Raw genomic sequence first — 17,495 nt, 5'->3', positions numbered from 1 at the left:
GCGGACAGGCTCTCAATGCGGACCATGGAGCGGCTTTCGTTCTCAGCCAAGGCTTGTCTTTAGAAGAAAATCCTCGTCAGGGCGTAGGCAAGGATCGCCACGGCCACCGTGAGCGTCACCAGCAGGATCGCCAGGCGCGGCTTGACCTCGAGCAGGGCCTTGGGGCCGAGCTTGGCCGAGATGGCCCCGACCCCGGCCAGCAGCAGGAAGCTGGAGCAAGCCGCGAGGACCGACACCAGAGACGGCGGGATCAGATTGAGGCCCCGGGCTGCGGCCAGGGCCGCGAAACCCCAGACGAACAGCGGCGGGGCTTGCAGACCCGAGACGCGGCCGCCTTCCGAGGTGCGGGTCAGCATCAGGCCGATCAACACCACGGCAGGGCCCAGCCAAAGGATCCGCGACAGCTTGGCCAGCGCCGCTGTCCCGGCCACCTCCGGCGACACCGAGGCGCCCGCCCCAGCGACTTGCGCGACGTCGTGGATCGACAGGCCGAAGAACACCCCGGCCTGGTGCGCCGTCAGGCCCAGGGCGTTGGCGACCGGCGGATAGGCCAGCATGGCCACGGTCGAGAGCAGGTTGACCCCGACGATGACCAGCGCCGTCGTGCGCTGGTTCTCGGGGCTGGACGGGGCGGCTTGCGAGGCGGCCAGCGCCGCCGAGGCTCCGCAGATCGAGCACGCGGCCGCCGCGATCAGCGCCTCGGCCAACGGCAGACCCAGGGCCGCGCCGGCCAGAGCCCCGATCCCGAGGCCGCCCAGCACCACCGCGCCGCTGGCCAGCACGGCCGGACCGCCCAGGGCGGCGAACTCCGTCCAACTGATCTGGGCGCCCATCATGGCCACGCCCAACCGCAGGCCCGGCTTGGCGAAGAGATCAAGGCCCGCGCCCAGTTGTCCCTGCAGGCCCAGAGCGCCCAGCATCATGCCCAGCGCCACCGCGAGCAGAGGCGCGGGAGCGTGGAGGCTCTGAGACAGCAGCTTGGCCAGCACCGCCATCAGGAGCCCGGCCAAGAGGCCCGGCCCGATGCGGACGGCGTTCAGGCGCAGGGCCGCGGCGGTCATCCGCGGACGGTTTCGCCGTTCATCGAGGCGGCGGCGGCGAAGTGGGCGTCGGCCTTGGCGCAACGGTTGCTCAGACGCTCGTGCAGGCGGCGCACGGTCTGGCTGCCAGTGCGCTCGAAGGCGAACGGCAGGATGCCGTGGATGATGCAGGCCAGGCCCGCGCCCAGCAGGGTGAAGCCAAAGCTCCAGGCCACGCCCATGTGCTGGCCATAGGTCTCGCCGACCGATTTGGGATGACGCGTGAACGACAGGTCCATGGGAGCCCCGCTGGCTGAAACCGAGGCGTTCTAGGATGCCGTGGATTCGGAGAAAGACATTGTTTGAAAGGTTACCATTTCCGCGATACGGAGAATAAAATTCTCTCTGAGGGTGGACTTCGAGATGATTGATCTCGATCAAATTGACCGTCGCCTGCTGGCTATCCTGCAGGAGGACGCCACCGTCCCCATCGCCGAGCTGGCTGAGCGGGTGGGTCTGAGCCAGACCCCCTGCTGGAAGCGGGTGCGCCGCCTGCAGGACGCCGGGGTCATCACCGCCCGCGTCGCCCTCTTGGACCGCGAGGCCCTCGACCTGGGCCTGACCGTCTTCGTCGCCGTCAAGACCGGCCACCACGACGAGGGCTGGCTGAACCAGTTCGCCACCGGCGCCAGCGCCCTGCCCGAGGTGGTCGAGTTCTACCGGATGAGCGGTGATGTCGACTATCTCCTCAAGGTCGTGGTCAAGGACATCGCCGCCTATGACCGCTTCTACAAACGGCTGATCGCCACCGCCCCGCTGACCGACGTCTCGTCCAGCTTCGCCATGGAGCAGATCAAGTTCACCACCGCCCTGCCGATCGCGCCGACGTGAGGGGGCGCTAGACAATCCTCTCCCAACTGGGGAGGATTTGGGCGCGCCGCCGCCACTTCACGCGGCTCGCCGCTGAAGGTCTAGAAAGGGATGCGGAGCGCCGGACATCCGTCCGGAGTTGATTGATAAATACCGTTTCGACGAAGCCCGACGCTCCGCGCAGCCGTTGTCCGCCAGCGTCCCGGGAAGGTGGCCCTGTTCGGGCCTTACCGGGACCCGGGCGCTTCCGTTTCCGGCATCGCCCGGCGATCGAAGAGGGACGAACCCTTTCCCTCGACCACGCCGACGGCGGGCGGGTCTGGCCAGCAACCAGATCCCCGGACCGTCCGAGTATCCCCCTCGAACCTGTCCCCGCTCGACCGCCCCCCGCCGCCGCAAATGGTCGCTGGCCATGCGCCCCTTCCTCGCGACGAGGTGGAAGCATTGTGAGGGTGATTTCAACGCGGATGATTCAGCGGCGCTGAAAAATCGCAAGCCTCTGATTTCATGGACTCTGGCGCCGCCGATGACGGGGATTGGGCGTCCTCGATCCCCGTCGAGGGCCACGGTCGTTCAGCCGCGCTATCGCCCGCCTCAGCGGAACTGGTTTGATCGGCGCGGGCCCGCGCGGTTGGGTGACGCTCGGTTTCACGTCCGGAGCGGGAGACGATGTCCAAGCCTAGCGCCGCCGCCGCGCCCGTCGATCACGGCCAGAGCCTTTCGGCCTGGCTGGCCTGTGTCGCCAACGCGATTCCGCTCTGGGTGACGCTGATCGCCGCGCTGCACGGCAGCCTCGGCCCGATCTCCCCGTCGGCGCAGCTCATCTCCTATGTCGCGGTGCTGGCGCTGTGGATCGCCCTGTTCAAGCCCTGGACGGCCAAGCGCACGGGTTAGCGATCGCTGCCAAAAGCGGACGGATCGAAGGTCTGTGATGGGTGGTGAGCAGCGCCTAACACCCCTCCAGAAACCCGACCTTCCCGGCGAATGCCGGGATCCAGATCGAACCCGCCAGTCGCTGTCCGATAAGCGCCGCGTGACGTCGCATCATCCCCAGCCGCCCCAGATGAATCTGGGCCCCGGCATTCGCCGAGGAGGTCGTTCGTTGAAATATCCGACCAGGGTCGTGAGCAGCGTCTAACGCCCCCCCCAGAAGCCCGACCTTCCCGGTCTCATCGCCTGCCCGGAGCCCCCTACTCCGGCCATAGATCCTGTATGTCGCCCTTGCGGTTCAGCATGTGCGTGGCGCGCTTGATCACCGCTAGCAGGCGCTCCTTCCGGCCGTCCTTGTCGTAGGTCAGGGTGGTGCGGGCCAGGCCCTCCAGCATGAAGCGGGCGAGGTCTCGGCTGGCCTGGAAGCGGGGACCGGCGCCGGCATGAAGAATCTTCAGGAAATGGTCGCCGGCCTGGGCGCGGTCGAACTCGGCCTGAGCGGGCGCCAGCAGAGCATGGATGGCCGGGTCGGTGCGGCCAGCGGCCTCCAGCTCGGCGAAGGCGGTGAAGGGCACGCTGTGCAGCAGATCCCAATAGCTGTCGATCGCGTGCTCGGTGACGTCGGCGCCAGGCGGCAGGCTGTCGGCGGCGGCGCGGAACAGGGCCGAGCGCTCGGCCTGGATATGAGCCACGGCGGCCTCGACCAGGGCCTCGCGGGTGGGGAAGTGATAGAGCATCGCCCCGCGCGTCAGGCCCGCAGCGTCGGCGATGGCCGGGTTGGTGGCCGCGTGATAGCCGATCTCGGCGAACAGATGCATCGCCCGGTCGAGAATCCGCGCGCGCGTCTTCTGCGACTTGCGGGTGTCCTTGGCGAGGCGGGCGGCGTCCATGCGGTTGATCTAGTGCGCACCATGCTGCACCGCAACAGGCCAGCGGGCCCTTGCAGTGAAAGGCTTCGGGCGCGGGTCAGGTTTTTGACATTTAGGTCGAAACTGCGTGTTTTCCAGGCTTACGTAGGGGAGGCCTGCCGCGGCGCACGATCGGACGAGCTTCATCAAAGCGACATGCAATCGGCTTAATCGCCACCCACTGGCCGCCATCGCGCCGATCCGGGGACGGAGCGATCTGCAGCGGCCGCGAGGGGGATTCGACCATGAGCGCCCACGTCGCCGTCCGCCACTACCGCGCCGTGTTCATCAGCGACCTGCACCTGGGCACACGCGGCTGTCAGGCCGAGCTCTTGCTGGACTTCATCCGTCACATCGAGTGCGACAAGCTCTATCTGGTGGGCGACATCATCGACGGCTGGAAGCTGCGCGGCGGCTGGCACTGGCCCCAGGCGCACAACGACGTGGTCCAGAAGATCCTGCGCATGGCCCGCAAGGGCACCGAGGTGATCTATGTGCCCGGCAACCACGACGATCGGGTGCGCGAGTTCTGCGGCGTCCACTTCGGCGGCGTGGTGGTGGCGCGCGACATGATCCACGAGACGGCGGCCGGCAAGCGCTACCTGGTGGTGCACGGCGACGAATTCGACGGCGTTGTGCAACACGCCAAGTGGCTCGCCTTCCTCGGGGATTGGTCCTATAGAACCATCCTCATGCTGAACACCTTGGTGAATCGCCTGCGGCGCCGCCTGGGATTCGGATACTGGAGTTTCTCGGCCTATCTGAAGGTCAAGGTGAAGAACGCGTTGCAGTTCATCGAGAACTTCGAGGCCGCCGTGGCCGACGAGGCCCGACGTCGCGGGGTGGACGGTGTGATCTGTGGTCACATCCACAAGGCCGAGATGCGCGACATCGACGGCATCCACTACGTCAATGACGGCGACTGGGTGGAAAGCTGCACGGCCCTGGCCGAGCACGCGGACGGGCGCCTGGAAATTCTCGAATGGGCCAAGATGCGCTCGTGGTCGGTGATCGACCGCGCGCCCGCCGCCCCCTCGGATGAGCCGCTGCCGGAGCCGGCCGCCGCCTGATGCGAATTCTGCTTGCGACCGATGCGTGGGAGCCCCAGGTCAACGGGGTGGTGCGGACTCTGACCCGCGTGGTCGAGGAGCTGCGCGCGATGGGCCACATCGTCGACGTGGTCAGCCCCGACCAGTTCCCGACCTTCCCGCTGCCGACCTATCCCGAGATCAAGCTGGCCATCGGCGCCTATGAGCCGGTGCAGGAGCGCTTCAAGCTGTTCGAGCCCGAGGCGATCCACATCGCCACCGAGGGACCGATCGGCCTGGCCGCGCGGCGGATCTGTCTGGAGTGGAAGCTGCCGTTCACGACCAGCTACCACACCAAGTTCCCTGAATATGTCTCGGCCCGCCTGCCGCTGCCGCTGGCGGCCGGCTACACCTACATGCGCTGGTTCCACAAGCCGTCGGGTCGCCTGATGGTGGCCACGCCCACCATGCGCGACGAGCTGGCCAAGCACGGCTTCCGCAACCTCTCGCCGTGGTCGCGCGGCGTGGACACCGACATCTTCAAGCCCCGCCAGCCGGATGAGCCGGACCTGTTCGAGGGCCTGGCCCGGCCGATCTTCCTCAATGTCGGCCGCGTGGCCGTGGAGAAGAACATCGAGGCCTTCGCCAGCCTTGACTTGCCGGGCACCAAGGTCGTCATCGGCGACGGCCCCCAGCGCGAAGAGCTGGCCGAGAAGTATCCCGAGGTGAAGTTCCTGGGCGCCAAGTTCGGCGACGAGCTGGGCCGCTATTTCGGCTGCGCCGACGTGTTCTGCTTCCCCTCGCTGACCGACACCTTCGGCCTTGTCATCCTGGAAGCCATGGCCGCCGGCGTGCCGGTGGCGGCGTTCTCGGCTCCGGGTCCGGTGGACATCATCCCCGGCTCCAACGCCGGCGTCCTCGCGCCCGGCCAGACCGAAGGCCTGCGCGAGGCGTGCCTGGCGTGCCTGGACCTGGACCGCACCGTGGTCCGCAAGTTCGCCGAGCGGTTCTCGTGGCGCGCCTGCGCCGAGGAGTTCTTCCGCAACCTGCAGCCCTATCCCGAGCCGGAAAAGACCCGCTTCTGGCGACGGCTGCGGCGTCTGGCCCGCCTGCGCAAGAAGACGGCCGCCTAAAAGACACGTCCCTGCAGCCACAGGATGGCCGGATAGGCGCTCAGCCACGTCCAGAAGAAGCGGTTGAGCCCGAACAGGCACGCGTTGGCCAGGTGGAACGTCCCGGCCACGACCAAGCCCGCCGCCAAGGCCGGCGGCCACAGCAGGGTCAACGGAAACACGAGCTCGAAGCCCATCACGGCCCACGACATCGCGCGCAGCAGACGCGGCCGATGGGCGAACCCGCGCAGGCTTTCGGCGACCGGATAGGCCGAGAACTGGAACACATCCCGCAGCGCCCGCCCCGAGCGCCAGTCCGGGTTCACCACCTTCACCCAGCCCGAGATGAAATAGGACAGGGTCAGTTGCGCGCCCAGATAGCCGAAGGCCAGCTCGGCCAGCATCGGCGTCGGCGCCAAGCTCGACAGCGTCAGGCTCCACAGGATCAAGAGCCCCATGCGGTCGCTACCGCCGTTATAGGGCCCCTGGAAGCGGTGGAGGATCAGCAGCGACAGTCCGGCCAGCCCGACCAGCGGCCAGGGGCCCGCGACGCCGGCCAGCACCAGGATCGCCAGGACGATCCGCGCGGAGAACAGGATCCGCTCGTCTCGGAACCCGCGCAGATGCTCCACGCTCTGCTGGATCAGCGCCAGGGCCAGCAGGATCTCGACGAGGCGACGCGCCAGCTCGAGGCTCATCGGATGTCGATCTCCGCCAGCCGCCGTGGGGCGGGCTGGACCATCACCTCCTCGGTCAGGGTTTCGCCCTCGCGATGTACGAACACGAGACGAAAGCACAGCCAGGGACGGGCCGGGTCTGCGGGCTCTGCGGCCAGATCGGCGGCGATGCGCTTGAAGAGCTCAGCCTCGCTATGCTCGGGCGTGCGATCCTCGGCCAGCCGCTCGGCGCAGCTCATGACGAACAGGCTCTGGTTCCAGCGCGGGTTCCACAACAGCCGGCGCGCCATCCGCGCCAGCGACACGCGCTCAGGCCGTGGCCGAAACACCCGCCAAGTTCCGCTCGCGTCGCCGGGCGAAGCCAGCAGGGCGTACTCGACGCGCGGCGCAGGCGCGATCACGTCGAAGAAGTTCCAGGACGGAACCAACGCCGGAGCCAGCAGCTTCAGCGGCGCGACAAGGGCCCGAAGGTCAGTCGGCATCGATTATCGGCAGAGCGCTGATACAGGCGGCTCGACAGAACATGGGAAGATCCTTTCACGACCAGGCTATAGCGCTGGATCGCGGGCGCCAAATGCGCTGCGCACTCCGAAACTTGCACCACAAAGAAACCAAAGGGGCGAGCTGCGACCCAAGATATAACCTATACAGCTCGCTAAACTTATGGATGAATTTAAGATATTGTCTCGACTTCTGCTGATAATGGCACTCAAGTCGCTTCCACAGCTAAATAACTGTACTCAATTCGAGTGAATTACCTCCTCGAGGTTGCAGTTAACTACGGTCATTTTTACCAGAAATTCACCATGGAGACCCATGTTATTCGAAGCGTGAAAACCCTCCATGGACGAATGGGCAGTGCCGAATGATCAGCTTTCTGAATGGCTTCTCTGGCGACGCTGCTCATAAGATCGACGCGCTCGACAAGTCGCTCGCGATGATCGAGTTCGACATCAAAGGCGTGATCCTGACGGCCAACGCCAACTTCTGTAAGGCCCTGGGCTATGAGGAGCGGGAGATCGTCGGCAAGCACCACAGCCTGTTTGTCGATCCCGAATACGCCGCCAGCCAGGCCTATCGTGAGTTCTGGGCGCAACTGGCGCGTGGGCAGTTCGACGCGCGGGAGTATCTGCGCTTGGGCAAGGGAGGCCGTGAGGTCTGGATTCAGGCGTCCTACAATCCCGTCAAGAACGCCGCCGGCCAGGTGACCAAGGTCCTCAAGGTGGCGACAGACATCACCGCCCAGAAAGAGGCGGAAGCCGAGCGGCTGGCCAAGCTCAACGCCGTTGAGCGTGTGCAGGCCACCATCGAGTTCACCACCGATGGCGTCATCCTGAACGCCAACGAAAACTTCCTGAACGCCGTCGGTTACTCGCTGACGGAGATCAAGGGCAAGCATCACAGCTTGTTCGTCGAGCCCGACTATGCCCGTTCTGGCGCCTACACGGCGTTCTGGCGCGCATTGAACGCCGGCGAGTTCGTGGCCGAGGAGTTCAAGCGGATCGGCAAGGGCGGCAAGGAGATCTGGATCCAGGCCTCCTACAACCCGGTGTTCGACTCCAAGGGCCGCGTGGCCAAGGTCGTCAAGTTCGCCACCGACGTGACCGGCCGTGTGGATGCGGTCAATCAGATCGCCAAGGCCCTGTCACGGCTGGCCGAGAACGATCTGAGCTACCGGATGTCCGGCCAGATCGACGCTCAATTCGCGAACGTCCGGGACGATTTTAACGGCGCCGTTGCGGCGCTGGACGAAGCCATCGGAACGGTCGCCGCAGCGACCCGGAACGTCACCACCGGCGCCAACGAGATTTCGGCTGCTTCGGACAACCTGTCGCGCCGCACCGAGCAGCAGGCCGCCAGCCTGGAGGAAACCGCTGCGGCTCTGGATCAGATCACCGCCACGGTCGCGCGAAGCGCCGACGGCGCCAGACGCGCGTCTGCCGCGGCCTCGGGGGCGCGGATCGACGCGGCCAAGTCCGGCGAGATCGTCGGAGAGGCGGTTGCGGCAATGGACGGCATCGAGTCGAGCTCGAACCAGATCAGCCAGATCATCGGGGTTATCGACGAGATCGCCTTCCAGACCAACCTGTTAGCCTTGAACGCCGGCGCCGAGGCCGCCCGTGCGGGGGAAGCGGGCCGAGGCTTCGCCGTGGTGGCCCAGGAAGTCCGCGCCTTGGCCCAACGCTCGGCCGACGCCGCGAAGGAGATCAAGGTGTTGATCGCCAACAGCTCGGCTCAGGTGGAGCGCGGCGTGAAACTGGTGGGCGACACCGGCCAGGCGCTGCGTACGATCGTCAGCAAGGTCAGCGAGATCGACACGCTGATCAGCGAGATCGCGCAGTCCTCGCGCGAACAGGCCACAGCCTGGGTGAGGTCAATGTGGCGGTCAACCAGATGGATCAGGTGACGCAACAGAACGCCGCCATGGTCGAGGAAGCGACGGCGGCGGCGTCGAACCTGCGCCAGGAGGCCAGTGAACTCGACCGCTTGATCGCCCGCTTCAACGTCACGACGCGCGTCGATCGCCAGTCTCGACACGCCGCCTAGGCGGGCCACGGCGAGGCGCCGCCTTGGCCAGAGCGTTTGCTAACCGGCCTGGGCGGTCCTGCGCGCCACGTAGTGCCGCACGCGCTTGCGGGTCTTCTTCAGCATCCGCCAGCGGGCCTTGCGCAGGATCAGCTTCTCGGTCCGCAACATCTGTTGCCAGACCACCAGCAGCACCTCCGGCTCGCGACGCATCAATCGGCGGATCGGGAAGACCAGCTTGGGATGCCGGCGCTGCCAGCGGATGAACTGTTTGCGGGCCTGGAACGAGTAGCGCAGCACGATCATCAGGCCGATGACCAGCAGCGGCAGACCCAGGTGTCCCGGCAGCGGCGTAAGGATGGCCCCGGCCAGGATCACGAGGGCCCCGAAGCCGATGGCCGTCCAGCGGAAGGCCCGGGCCGCCGATTCGCGGAGCAGCAGGGCTAGCCGCGCGCGGCGACGGACCCTGTGCTTGATGCCGTCCAAGGCTGGGGCGCTCGCGGTCACCGGTCCGCGCGCTGGCGGGCGCGCCGCTTCAACGACTTTCGCCAACGGACGCCCACGCGCCACTTGCGCGGCATGACGATGCGCTCGATGCGCAGCGCCTGCTGCCAGGCCACCAGCACGACCTCGGGCTCGCGGCGCAGCAGGCGACGGATCGGAAAGACCAGCTTGGGGTGCGCGTGCTGGAAACGGACGAACTGCTTGCGCGCCTTGAACGAGTTGCGCAGCACCAACATCAGGCCGATGACCGTCAGCGGCAGGCCCATGGGACCGGGCAGCGGCGCGATCAGGGCGCCGCCGGCGATAAACACCAGGCCAAGAGCGACCAACGACACGCGCAAGAAGCGCGCGACGAGCTCGCGGGCGAGGTCATCGGCGGTGCGGCGGGCGCGCGGCATGGCGAAAGCAAAAGCGGTCATGGGAGGTCAAACGGGCTTGCGCTTCGCCTGCTCCCTGAAAAAACCAGTCAGCCCCGATGCGCCTCCCCGATATGTGGAGGGATAAGGGCGCCGTAAAGGCGCCCTCTGGTCGCAAGGGGGGTATGGAAAATGCTATTCAGCCGCTAGTGGCGCCGCGGCCACAGGTTTCCACCTCAGCCGGGGCTTGCGGGCGGCTTGAGTCTCATCCAGGCGCCGGAGCGGCGCGTGGAAGGGTGCACCCTTGAACCGCTCGACGTCTCCGGCCTTGGCGGCGCCCGCGAGGGCGCGCAGGGCGACGATGAAGCGGTCCAGCTCCTGCTTGCTCTCGGTCTCGGTCGGCTCGATCAGCATTGCGCCGTGGACGACCAGCGGGAAGTACATGGTCATCGGGTGGAAGCCCTCGTCGATCATCGCCTTGGCGAAGTCGAGCGTGGTCACCCCGGTCCCTTCGAGCCAGGCGTCGTCGAACAGAGCCTCGTGCATGCACGGCCCCTCGGGGAAGGCCGGGCTCATCACGTCCTTCAGCTGCGCCTTGACGTAGTTGGCGTTGAGGACGGCGTCCTCGGCCACCTGCCGCAGGCCATCGGCCCCGTGGCTGAGCATGTAGGCGTAGGCGCGGACATACATGCCCATCTGCCCGTGGAAGGCGCTCATCCGGCCAAAGGCCGTCTTGGCGTCGTCGTCGCCGGCGTGCTCGGCCAGCTCGAAGCCGTTGTCTCCATGGGTCAGCCAGGGCGTCGGCGCGAACGGGGCCAGCGCCTCCGACAGCACCACCGGACCTGCGCCCGGACCACCGCCGCCGTGCGGCGTGGAGAAGGTCTTGTGCAGGTTGATGTGCATGGCGTCGACGCCCAGGTCGCCCGGACGCACCCGGCCGACGATGGCGTTGAAGTTGGCGCCGTCACAGTAGAAGTACGCGCCCGCCGCGTGCGTCAGGCGAGCGATCTCGACGACGTCGCGCTCGAACAGGCCGCAGGTGTTGGGGTTGGTGACCATGATGGCGGCCACGTGGTCGCCGAGCTTGGACTCCAGGTCGGCCAGGTCGACACGGCCATCCTCGGTCTGAGCGATTTCGACGACCGTGTAGCCGACGAAGGCCGCCGTGGCCGGGTTGGTGCCGTGGGCGCTGGTCGGGGCCAGCACCGTCTTGCGGTGGCCGTTGCCGGCCGCCTCGTGGGCGGCGCGAATGGCCAGAAGACCGCACAGCTCGCCATGGGCGCCAGCCTTCGGCGTCAGGGCGACGGCGGGCATTCCGGTCAGGGTCTTCAGCCAGTGGGCCAGGCGATCCATCAGCTCAAGCGCGCCCTGCACCGTCGAGGTCGGCTGCAGCGGGTGGATGTCGGAGAAGCCGGGCAGGCGCGCCATTTTCTCGTTCAGGCGTGGGTTGTGCTTCATCGTGCACGAGCCCAGCGGATACAGCGCCAGATCGATGGCGTGGTTCTTCTGGGACAGGCGCACGTAGTGGCGGACGGCTTCCGGCTCGGACAGGCCCGGCAGGCCGATCGGCTCGGACCGCAGCAGGCCGGCCAGATCGCTGGACGGCGCGGCGGTGACGGGCGGCAGGTCGACCCCGGTCTTGTTCCAGCCGTCCAGTTCGAAGATCAGGGCCTCGTCCTGCAGCAGGCCGCGCGCGCCCGTCAGGGTTTCATGGCCGACAACGGCGTCATTAGCGGCTTCGGGACGCGTGGGGCGGCCGACATTGTTCATGCTCATTGGGCGAACACCTTGGTCAGGGCCTTGGCGAAAACATTGATGTCGATATCGAGCGTGGTCTCGGTGGCGGCGACCAGCAGCACGTCGTCCAGGCCGGCCTTGGCGTCGAGGCGCGAGAACGGCACCCCGGCGATGATGCCGTGACCTGCGAGAGTCTCGACGACCTCGGCGGCCTTGCCCGGAACCTTGATGGCGAACTCGTTGAAGAAGCGCGGCGTGAGGACCTCGACGCCCGGTACGGCCTTCAGCGCGTCGCGCAGGGCCAGGGCCTTCTGGTGGTTGACCGACGCCAGTTGGCGCAGGCCCGTCTCGCCCAGCAGGCTCATGTGGATCGAGAACGCCAGGGCGCACAGGCCGCTGTTGGTGCAGATATTCGAGGTGGCCTTGTCGCGGCGGATGTGCTGCTCGCGGGTCGACAGCGTCAGCACGAAGCCGCGCTTGCCGTCGGCGTCGACGGTCTCGCCGCACAGGCGGCCCGGCATCTGGCGGACGAACTTTTCCTTGCAGGCGAAGAGGCCGACATAGGGACCGCCGAAGTTCAGGCCGTTGCCGATCGACTGGCCCTCGGCCACGGCGATGTCAGCGCCCATTTCGCCCGGCGACTTCAGCAGCCCGTACGAGACCGCTTCGGTGGTGACCACGATCAGCAGCGCGCCGGCGGCGTGGGCCGCCTCGGCGATCTTGGTCACGTCGGTGACCGTGCCGAACACGTTCGGGGTCTGGACGACGACGCAAGCGGTGTCGGCGTCGATGGCGGCGATCACCGCGTCCTCGGCGTCGACGGCGGCCGGCAGGGCCTGGGTGGTGACGCCGGCGGCGTGGGCCAGGGTCTCGATCGCGCCGAGATAGTGCGGGTGCAGGCCGCCCGACATCACCGCTTTGTTCCTGCGGGTGACGCGCTGGGCCATCATCACGGCCTCGGCCGCGCCGGTCGAGCCGTCATAGAGCGAGGCGTTGGCCACTTCCATGCCGGTCAGGGCCGCGACCTGGGTCTGGAACTCGAACAGGACCTGCAGTGTCCCCTGGGCGATTTCCGGCTGGTACGGCGTGTAGCTGGTCAGGAACTCCGACCGCTGGATGATGTGGTCGACCGTGGCCGGCACATGGTGGCGATAGGCGCCGGCGCCGCAGAAGAACGGCCCCTCCCCCGCCGCGCGATTGCGACGGGCCAGGCCCGCCATCTCGCGTTCGACATCCAGCTCGCCGGCATGGTGCGGCAGGTCGACCGGCGCGTCGCGACGGGCCGAGGCCGGCACGTCGACAAAGAGGTCGTCGATCGACTTGACGCCGATCGCGCCGAGCATCTCGACGCGGTCTTCGGGGGTCAGGGGGAGGTAGCGCATGTTCTTGTCCTGCTCCCTTCCCCCTCGGGGGAAGGGGTCCTGGTTACAGCGTGGCGAGGAAGGCTTCGTAGGCGTCGCGATCCATCAGGGCGTCGACCTCGGCCGGGTTCGACAGCTTGATCTTGGCGAACCAGCCGCCGCTTTCCGGCAGGGCGTTGACGGTCTCCGGCGCGTCGGCCAGTTCGCCGTTGCCCTCGATCACCTCACCCGACACCGGGGCGTAGACGTCCGAAGCGGCCTTGACGCTCTCGACGACGGCCAGGCCTTCGCCCTGCTTGACGACCTTGCCCGCTTCAGGGGTCTCGACGAACACCACGTCGCCCAGCTGCTCGGCGGCGTAGGCGGTGATGCCAACGGTGGCCACGTCGCCTTCGACGATGACCCACTCGTGATCCTTGGTGAAACGCATCTGGGTGAGTCCCCTGAGTTTAGAGTTTGCGGACGTAACGGTTCGGAACGAAGGGGCTCGCCACCACCTCGGCGGCGGCCGGCTTGCCCCGGACGATGACCTTGAGCTTCGTGCCCACCGCCGCATAGGCCGGCGGGGCGAAACCGATGGCGATCGGGTAGCCGAGGCTGGGCGCGAAGCCGCCGCTGGTCACCTTGCCGATGACATTGCCTGCTTCGTCGGCGATCTCGGCGCCTTCGCGGGCCGGCGCGCCTTCCAGCACCTTGAGGTTCACACGGACTCGCGACAGCTCGCCGGCCAGTTCCTTGGCGATGCGGGCCGCGCCGAGGTAGTCGCCGGCCTCGCGGCGCGACTTGCCGACGGCGAAGTTCAGGCCCGCCTCGATCGGCGAGACGGTCTCGTCCAGGTCGTGGCCATAGAGCGGCAGGCCCGCTTCCAGGCGAAGGCTGTCGCGGGCGCCGAGGCCAATCGGCTTGACGCGCTCGTTGGCCAGCAGGGTGTTCCAGACGCGCTCGGCGGCCTCGGCCGGGACCGAGATCTCGTAGCCGTCCTCGCCGGTATAGCCCGAACGCGAGATGACCGCGTCGACGCCGAAGGCGGTCAGGGCGCGAGCGTCCATGAACACCATCTCAGCCGCTTCGGGCACATGGGCGGCCAGCACGGCGGCGGCCTCGGGACCTTGCAGCGCCAGCAGCGCGCGGTCTTCCAGGCGGGTCACGGTGGCCTCGCCCGTCAGTTCACGGGCGATGATGGCGTAGTCGTTGTCCTTGCAGGCGCCGTTGACCACGACGAACAGGCCGTCGTCATCGGGACGCGCGGTCATCAGGTCGTCAACGATGCCGCCCTCGGCGTTCAGCAGCACGCCATAGCGCTGCTTACCGGCTTTGAGGCCCTGGTAGTCGGCCGAGACGACCTTCTCGAAGCTCTTGGCGGGGTTCTCACCGCGGATGCGGGCCTGACCCATGTGCGAGACGTCGAACAGGCCGGCGTGCTCGCGCGTCCACAGGTGCTCCTTCAGAACCCCGTCCTTGTACTGCACCGGCATGGAATAGCCCGCGAACGGCACCATGCGGGCGCCGGCCGCCACATGGGCGTCGTAGAGCGGGGTCTTCTTCAAATCTTGGTCGGACACGCGGCGGGGCTCCAAGCGGGGTCGGCGACGGGACCGGCTCACGCCGGCAAGTCGCCCCCGCTGTCCCTTGAGCCTGAGAGATTCCGGCCTCGCCCCTCTGCCGGACGGGTTTGGCCTTGCTCCTTCGGCGAGCCTCTCCGGTGGAGAGGCTGCTTTCCAGCGTTCCTAAACCCGCGCGGTCCTTTTGCCTGAGCGTTTCCGGGGCGGTTGCGCCTTCGGCCTCGGGAGCGAATCCCGATGTCTCCCGCGAGGGTCGTTGGGGTCATGCGGGAGGCGGCCGTGCGAGTCAAGCACGGCCTGCCCCATCACGGAACGAGATCCCCGAACCAGTCCGTCTCGCCGATCGGGGGGCCGGGGGGACCTCGACCTTGGCCTTGCCGCCCTCGACCAGGGCCGCAAGGCGTCCGCCGGTCTCGTCGGCGACGATGCCGGCCAGGAGCCGCGCCTGGGCCCGGTCAGCGCTGTCGCCGCCCGCCTTGGCCAGACCCTTGCCCCAGTCGGCGAGGCGCGCGCGGATCACCGCGGCGGCCGTGGGCGCGAGGGTCTTGTCGTTCAGGGTCTGGGCCAGGCTGACCACCAGGCGCTGCCGGACACGCCGCGCCAGCTCGGCCTGGCGTCCCGTGGCCTTGCCGTCGAAGGCGACAGCGGCCAGCGCCTTGTCCATCACGCCGTCGAGCCCGAGCTGGCCAGGATCGCGGCGCTTGGCCTCGACCAGGCGGTTGAGGCGGGCGGGCGCGAACAGCGCGCTCCAAACAAGGTCGGCCGCCACCTCGGACGCGGCGGGCAGGTCGAAGACCGGCCCCTGGCCGAAGGTCTCGATGTCGTAGGCCTTGTCGTTCCCCTGCGACTGGCCCGAGGTCAGCACGTCCAGCGCCTTGTCATTCAGGTCGAGGGCGCCCGGCGACAGGGTCCGCAAAAGGGCGTCGACGGCGGCGGCCTGACGGTCGGCCGGCACGACCTTGCTGGCCTCATGGCCGTCGCCCTCGGCGCCGTAGGTGAAGTCGATCCCACCGACCAGCTTGGCGGTCGCGTCGATCTGGTAGCGATGGAAGATATAGATCGGCACGATGACGCGCCGCAGGTCGGCGACCGAGGCGCTCTTGGGCAGGTTGGCAAGACCGAAGCGGTCCAGCGCGACCTTGCGCACGGCCATCAGGTGATCAAGCTCGGCGACCGGATCGCCGCCGTTGTCCCAGACCGCGCCCAGCGGATGGGCCGTGTCGGCGCTGCGCGCATCCTCGTCCGACACATAGCGCAGACCGGCGGCCTGGCTCCTGTCGGCCTTGGCCTTCAGCCAGGCCTTCTCGTCGACGCCGGTCGGGGCGGGACCGTACAGCCAGTCAATGGCGAACTTGTCCCAATCGCCGACGCCCCGGCCATAGGCGTCGGTGAAGTCGAGCTTGCCGTCCTTCAGCGCGATCTTCGGCGCTGGATAGTCCATCACCGAGGCGCGGCCGCCATAGGTGCTAGCGGCGAAGTTGTGCTGCAGACCGATCGAGTGGCCGATCTCGTGGGTGGCCAGTTGGCGCAGGCGGGCCAGGGAGATCTCGATAGGATCGTTGGGACCGCCCTTGCCGGTGGCGTCGGAGCCGGCCAGGCCCTCGAAGATCAGGCGATCCTGGCGAATGCGCTGCGAGCCCAGCAGCACGTCGCCCTTGACGATCTCGCCGGTGCGCGGATCGACCACCGCATGGCCGTAAGACCAGCCACGCGTCTGGCGGTGCACCCAGTTGACGACGCTGTAGCGCGCGTCCAGCGGGCTGACCCCCTGTGGCAGGACCTCGACCTTGAAGGCGTCGATGAAGCCCGCCGCCTCAAAGGCCTGGGCCCACCAGCGCGCGCCGTCCATCAGGGCCGAGCGGACCGGCTCGGGCGCGGCGCGATCGATGTAGAACACGATGGGCTTCTTGACCGGCGAGCGCGCGGCGGTCGGGTCGGTCTTCTCCAGCCGAAAACGATGGACGAGGCGATGCACGATCGGCTCGTTCAGCGGCGCGGAATAGTCGGCCACGGTGTGATCGATCACGCCCACGCGCGGATCGTTCTGGCGCGGTTGATAGCCGGGCTCGGGCAGGGCGACGAAGGAGTGGTGCAGGACGAGCGTGACGTTGCGCGGATCGGGAACAATACCGCGCACCTCCGCCCCAGGCTCATCGCCGACGAAGGTCTGAACGGCCTCGAGCTCGATGTTCTGTGGGAAGGTGTTCACCGCGCCGGCGTCGGCGTAGGATAGGCCGTCATGGAGGCGGAAATCGCCCTGGCGGCTGCGCTTGAGCGTCCTGGCGACCCCTTGGGCGTCGCGGGTCAGGAACGAGGTGACATCCACCAGGAGGCCGCCATCCGGCCCTTCAGCCGCCACCGCGTTCGACCAGACGGTGGAGATCGGGAACGAGTCGGCCACCGCCTGGCGCTCGTCGGCTGAACCCCGCGCGGCCGAGAAGCCCCAGTTCTCGAACTGGGCCACGACCTTGCCGCCCACCTTGCGGAAGGCGATGATCTGGGTGTCGCCGGGCGCTGAACGGTCCAGGCCCGTGGGGTTGGAGCCAAGACCCGCGCGCAGATAGGTCTGATAGAGATAGCGCCCCGCGATCCCGTCCGCGCCGGGCTTGGGCAGCAGCAGCAGGATCCGGCCGTCCTTCCTGTCAACGAACACCGGAACCAGGCCATCTTTGCGTTCGAGCCCTGCAGTGGCTTGGGCGAACTTGTCGCCGGGCTTGGCGGGGGCCCCGTCGGCCGCGACCACCGGACCGGCCATGGCCAAGGCGCAGGCGCCCGCCATCAGCGACTTCAAAAACGTCTTCCCCATGACCCCCTCGCGCCTTCACTCGGCCCAGACTGTCCTCTCGGCTAGGGGGAAATCAATCCACAACTCCAGGCACCCGTTTTGCGGGCGTCCGAACGCCCG

General features: G+C 67.7%; 15 protein-coding genes, 4 pseudogenes and 1 riboswitch. Of the genes and pseudogenes, 6 read left to right on the top strand and 13 right to left on the bottom strand.

The features are described from left to right. Positions 1-59: 59 nt before the first annotated feature. Positions 60-1,061, bottom strand: coding sequence for a putative sulfate exporter family transporter (locus CSW63_RS03420; protein WP_062095115.1), 1,002 nt, complete (start codon positions 1,059-1,061; stop codon positions 60-62). After that, positions 1,058-1,318, bottom strand: coding sequence for a DUF6356 family protein (locus CSW63_RS23300; protein ID WP_062095113.1), 261 nt, complete (start codon positions 1,316-1,318; stop codon positions 1,058-1,060). The genes CSW63_RS03420 and CSW63_RS23300 overlap by 4 nt, the downstream gene beginning before the upstream one ends. Positions 1,319-1,442: 124 nt before the next feature. Between CSW63_RS23300 and CSW63_RS03415 the strand changes: the two genes are divergently transcribed. Together CSW63_RS03415 and CSW63_RS24085 are read left to right on the top strand one after the other, a co-directional pair. Next, positions 1,443-1,910 (top strand): Lrp/AsnC family transcriptional regulator, encoded by a 468-nt coding sequence (locus CSW63_RS03415; protein ID WP_062095157.1) that lies wholly within the window; start codon positions 1,443-1,445, stop codon positions 1,908-1,910. A gap of 122 nt (positions 1,911-2,032) precedes the next feature. Further along, positions 2,033-2,138, top strand: a pseudogene (locus CSW63_RS24085) (hypothetical protein); the annotation flags it as partial. Here CSW63_RS24085 and CSW63_RS03410 read toward each other — a convergent pair. Next, a pseudogene (locus CSW63_RS03410) lies at positions 2,117-2,334 on the bottom strand (hypothetical protein). The pseudogenes CSW63_RS24085 and CSW63_RS03410 overlap by 22 nt on opposite strands. 224 nt (positions 2,335-2,558) lie before the next feature. Between CSW63_RS03410 and CSW63_RS03405 the strand changes: the two are divergent. Further along, entirely contained in the window at positions 2,559-2,783 is a 225-nt protein-coding gene (locus tag CSW63_RS03405) for a hypothetical protein (protein ID WP_062097214.1), read from the top strand. Positions 2,784-3,079: 296 nt separating this feature from the next. Here the strand turns inward: CSW63_RS03405 and CSW63_RS03400 are convergent, their stop codons facing one another. Next, entirely contained in the window at positions 3,080-3,709 is a 630-nt protein-coding gene (locus CSW63_RS03400) for a TetR/AcrR family transcriptional regulator (protein WP_062097208.1), read from the bottom strand. A gap of 263 nt (positions 3,710-3,972) precedes the next feature. Here CSW63_RS03400 and CSW63_RS03395 point away from each other — a divergent pair, with 263 nt between their 5' ends. Then, positions 3,973-4,797 (top strand): UDP-2,3-diacylglucosamine diphosphatase, encoded by an 825-nt coding sequence (locus CSW63_RS03395; RefSeq protein WP_062097206.1) that lies wholly within the window; start codon positions 3,973-3,975, stop codon positions 4,795-4,797. Next, positions 4,797-5,888, top strand: coding sequence for a glycosyltransferase family 1 protein (locus CSW63_RS03390; protein WP_062097204.1), 1,092 nt, complete (start codon positions 4,797-4,799; stop codon positions 5,886-5,888). The genes CSW63_RS03395 and CSW63_RS03390 overlap by 1 nt, the downstream gene beginning before the upstream one ends. Here the strand turns inward: CSW63_RS03390 and CSW63_RS03385 are convergent. Together CSW63_RS03385 and CSW63_RS03380 are read right to left on the bottom strand one after the other, a co-directional pair. Beyond that, positions 5,885-6,664 (bottom strand): HTTM domain-containing protein, encoded by a 780-nt coding sequence (locus CSW63_RS03385; protein ID WP_168193591.1) that lies wholly within the window; start codon positions 6,662-6,664, stop codon positions 5,885-5,887. The genes CSW63_RS03390 and CSW63_RS03385 overlap by 4 nt on opposite strands. Next, positions 6,562-7,026, bottom strand: coding sequence for a hypothetical protein (locus tag CSW63_RS03380; protein WP_062097200.1), 465 nt, complete (start codon positions 7,024-7,026; stop codon positions 6,562-6,564). Before CSW63_RS03380 ends, CSW63_RS03385 begins: the two co-directional genes overlap by 103 nt. 383 nt (positions 7,027-7,409) lie before the next feature. Between CSW63_RS03380 and CSW63_RS03375 the strand changes: the two are divergent. Further along, positions 7,410-9,091 (top strand): annotated as a pseudogene (locus tag CSW63_RS03375) (methyl-accepting chemotaxis protein). A gap of 39 nt (positions 9,092-9,130) precedes the next feature. Here CSW63_RS03375 and CSW63_RS03370 read toward each other — a convergent pair. The 7 genes and pseudogenes from CSW63_RS03370 to CSW63_RS03340 form a co-directional block, all read right to left on the bottom strand. Then, positions 9,131-9,577: a hypothetical protein gene (locus CSW63_RS03370; protein WP_062097198.1), complete on the bottom strand. Its 447-nt coding sequence runs from the start codon at positions 9,575-9,577 to the stop codon at positions 9,131-9,133. After that, positions 9,574-9,993: a hypothetical protein gene (locus CSW63_RS03365; RefSeq protein WP_062097196.1), complete on the bottom strand. Its 420-nt coding sequence runs from the start codon at positions 9,991-9,993 to the stop codon at positions 9,574-9,576. The genes CSW63_RS03370 and CSW63_RS03365 overlap by 4 nt, the downstream gene beginning before the upstream one ends. 132 nt (positions 9,994-10,125) lie before the next feature. Continuing rightward, the gene (gene gcvPB, locus CSW63_RS03360) at positions 10,126-11,706 is read right to left on the bottom strand and encodes an aminomethyl-transferring glycine dehydrogenase subunit GcvPB (RefSeq protein WP_062097194.1); all 1,581 of its coding nucleotides are present in this window, start codon (positions 11,704-11,706) and stop codon (positions 10,126-10,128) included. After that, entirely contained in the window at positions 11,703-13,049 is a 1,347-nt protein-coding gene (gene gcvPA / locus CSW63_RS03355; protein WP_062097192.1) for an aminomethyl-transferring glycine dehydrogenase subunit GcvPA, read from the bottom strand. Before gcvPA ends, gcvPB begins: the two co-directional genes overlap by 4 nt. 43 nt (positions 13,050-13,092) lie before the next feature. Then, the gene (gene gcvH / locus CSW63_RS03350) at positions 13,093-13,458 is read right to left on the bottom strand and encodes a glycine cleavage system protein GcvH (protein WP_062097190.1); all 366 of its coding nucleotides are present in this window, start codon (positions 13,456-13,458) and stop codon (positions 13,093-13,095) included. A gap of 19 nt (positions 13,459-13,477) precedes the next feature. Continuing rightward, positions 13,478-14,605, bottom strand: coding sequence for a glycine cleavage system aminomethyltransferase GcvT (gene gcvT / locus CSW63_RS03345; protein WP_082749571.1), 1,128 nt, complete (start codon positions 14,603-14,605; stop codon positions 13,478-13,480). 151 nt (positions 14,606-14,756) lie between these two features. Next, positions 14,757-14,847, bottom strand: a riboswitch (glycine riboswitch). 48 nt (positions 14,848-14,895) lie between these two features. After that, positions 14,896-17,396, bottom strand: a pseudogene (locus tag CSW63_RS03340) (zinc-dependent metalloprotease). Positions 17,397-17,495 lie beyond the last annotated feature (99 nt).

Origin of the sequence: Caulobacter sp. FWC26, from assembly GCF_002742645.2 — a bacterium.
GTDB lineage: Bacteria > Pseudomonadota > Alphaproteobacteria > Caulobacterales > Caulobacteraceae > Caulobacter.
This window is presented reverse-complemented; position numbering and strand designations above follow the sequence as displayed.